The sequence below is a fragment of the Candidatus Zixiibacteriota bacterium genome, from assembly GCA_026397505.1.
Classification (GTDB): domain Bacteria; phylum Zixibacteria; class MSB-5A5; order GN15; family PGXB01; genus JAPLUR01.
In genome coordinates this window covers 1-2,383 of sequence record JAPLUR010000089.1, presented here as the reverse complement: position 1 = coordinate 2,383, position 2,383 = coordinate 1, and the positions used below count along the sequence as shown (strand labels likewise).

General features: G+C 53.1%; 2 protein-coding genes. Both read left to right on the top strand.

Going from position 1 to position 2,383, the window contains the following annotated elements; genetic code table 11:
• Window positions 1–786: hypothetical protein (locus NT002_09350; protein ID MCX6829470.1), on the top strand; the 786-nt coding region annotated here is incomplete at its 5' end.
• Between the two features lie 125 nt (window positions 787–911).
• Window positions 912–2,383 (top strand): LON peptidase substrate-binding domain-containing protein (locus tag NT002_09345; protein ID MCX6829469.1); only part of this gene is annotated, 1,472 nt, incomplete at its 3' end.

Genomic DNA, 2,383 nt, shown 5'->3' with positions numbered 1-2,383 from the left:
ATCAATCTGGCCGAGACGGCCGCTTGGTTGATCGCCTCGCTCGGCCGGATAATCGCCGCCGGAGATGCCGGCGCGCGTCTCCCGCAAACGCTCGATGAGTACGCTTTCATGGTGCAATTTGGTATTTCGCCGGAGATGCGGCGAATGCACCGGATAGCCGGCGCCGCTCTGAGCCGCGGTGATTATCGCCTCCTGCGCGAAAAGGGGATCAAATCGCTGGCCGATCTGCAGGCGATTCCCCGGGAGGAACTGGCTAATATCATAAATCCGGAAAGCAAATTAAAAAGGCTCTTTCAAGAGAAAGAAACATTAACAATGGAGGATACAATGAACAGAATCAGTACGGTTGGCACAGGCATGAAATTCCAGTCGGCCACGCTCGGCCTGGGTCCGGGATTTCATCCCTCCGCGGTTGAACTGGATGGCCGCTATGAAGGGGAACGGTACCTGGTGAAAATCGACAATTTCCCTATTCGGCTGACCGGCAAGTCATTCAAGTATCTGGTCAAACTGGCCCATTCGCGGCTGGTCAATGGCGAGGGGTGGATGTACAAAGATGATATCGAGGCCGGGTTCAATCAGGCCCGCTACCTCTATCGTCTCAAACTGGAAATTAACCGCGATGGCGGCTGCCCCTGGGGAATCTTCGAAAACAATCGGCTCGGTTACTACCGCCTTGATATTGAGCCGGCCCGGATTCGGCTGAATTTGGAGAATCTAAAGAATCACCCGGATTATGAAATCCGCTGCATTGCCGACCAGCTCGCGCCGCGGTTGGTAAGCTGAACGGCGACAACAGCTCCGGGAAATCGGGGCCGCCTTATAAATAATGGCCCGCTCCGTATTGACTTATCGTAGCGTTTAAATATATATGAATTAAACCGATACGATAAGAAAAGGTCATTTTTGCCATGATTATCAAAGCCGGCTCACATATCCCGATCCTGGCCTCCGATGGAGAGCCGCTCTTGCCGGTTATTCCGACCAAAACCCTGATTCTATTCCCGGGGGAGACCGTCACGCTTCAGGTTGCCCGGCCGGAGAATCTTGCCCTCATTAAGGAAAATGTCGGCCCGGGCAAGCTGGTCGCTGTCACCTACTCCCCTAGCGGCGAGGTCGGGGGGAAAGATATCGAGCTCTGCCAGATTGGTGTTGCCGCCCGCATCATCTCGGCCAAAGAGGGCCCCGGCGACTCCAGAGTGGTAACTATGGAAGGTGTCCGTCGTATCGCTTTACAATCAATTCAACGTCGAACTCCTTATCTTATGGCCCGCATCGGGTATGTTGATGAAAAAGTATCCCTGTCGCCTGGTACTGCCCGGCTGTCCGAGGAGATCAGCGGCCTGGTTGGGCAAATCACCAAGATTGACCCCTCTTATTCCGGTGAATTATGCACCGTGCTGAAATTAAGTATGGGAAATCCTGGCCAGTTTGCCGACCGAATCGCTTCACTCTTTCATTTCCCGCTGAATTCAAAACAGGAAATTCTGGAAGCTTTTCGGGTGGAAATGAGACTTCGCAAAGTGCTCAACTTCCTCAAGGTTGAATTGAATCGGGCGACTATTTCTTTCGAAATCAAGAAGAATGTTGAAGAGAGGAATGCCGACGAACAGCGGAAATTCTTCCTCCGCCAACAACTCTATGAGATAAAGCGGCAATTGGGTGATGAATTTATTGAGGATAAGGAAGCCCAGCAATTGAAAGGGGAAATCAAGAGAAACCGACTGCTGCCTAACGAGGTGCGGGAGCGCGCCCTGGTCGAGGTCGACCGCCTCAGCCATATTTCCACCGCTTCGGCCGAGTACGGCGCCACCAAAATCTATCTCGACTGGTTGATGAATATTCCCTGGAATGTCTGCGGCAAGGAGGATTACGACCTCAAGCAGGTTGAAGAGGATATCGATGACGAATATTACGGATCGCCCCAGATCAAGAAACAGATTTTGGAGAGAATTGCCGTCAGACAGCTTTCGGGCGGCATCGATGATGGTTCGGTGCTCTGTCTGGCCGGTGTGCCGGGAACCGGCAAAGCTTCGCTGGCGCGGGCCATTTCCAGGGCTCTGCATAAAAAATTCATCCGGATTTCGGTCGGGGGGATGGTTGATATCGCCGATATCAAAGGCTCCCCAAGGACATTTATGGGGGCCGCACCCGGCATAATACTCCGCACTCTAAGAGATGTCGGGACCTGCGATCCGGTTGTTTTTATCGAGGATCTGGAATATTTCGCCGAGGATGCCAATACCGCGCTGCCGATGTCGCTGCTGGAGGCGATCGATCCCCGCCTTAACACCCGCTTTCTGGATAATTATATCGGGCTGCCGATAGACCTGAGTCGGGCCACCTTCATTTGTGCGGTCAAAGCGCTTGATGGTATTCCCGA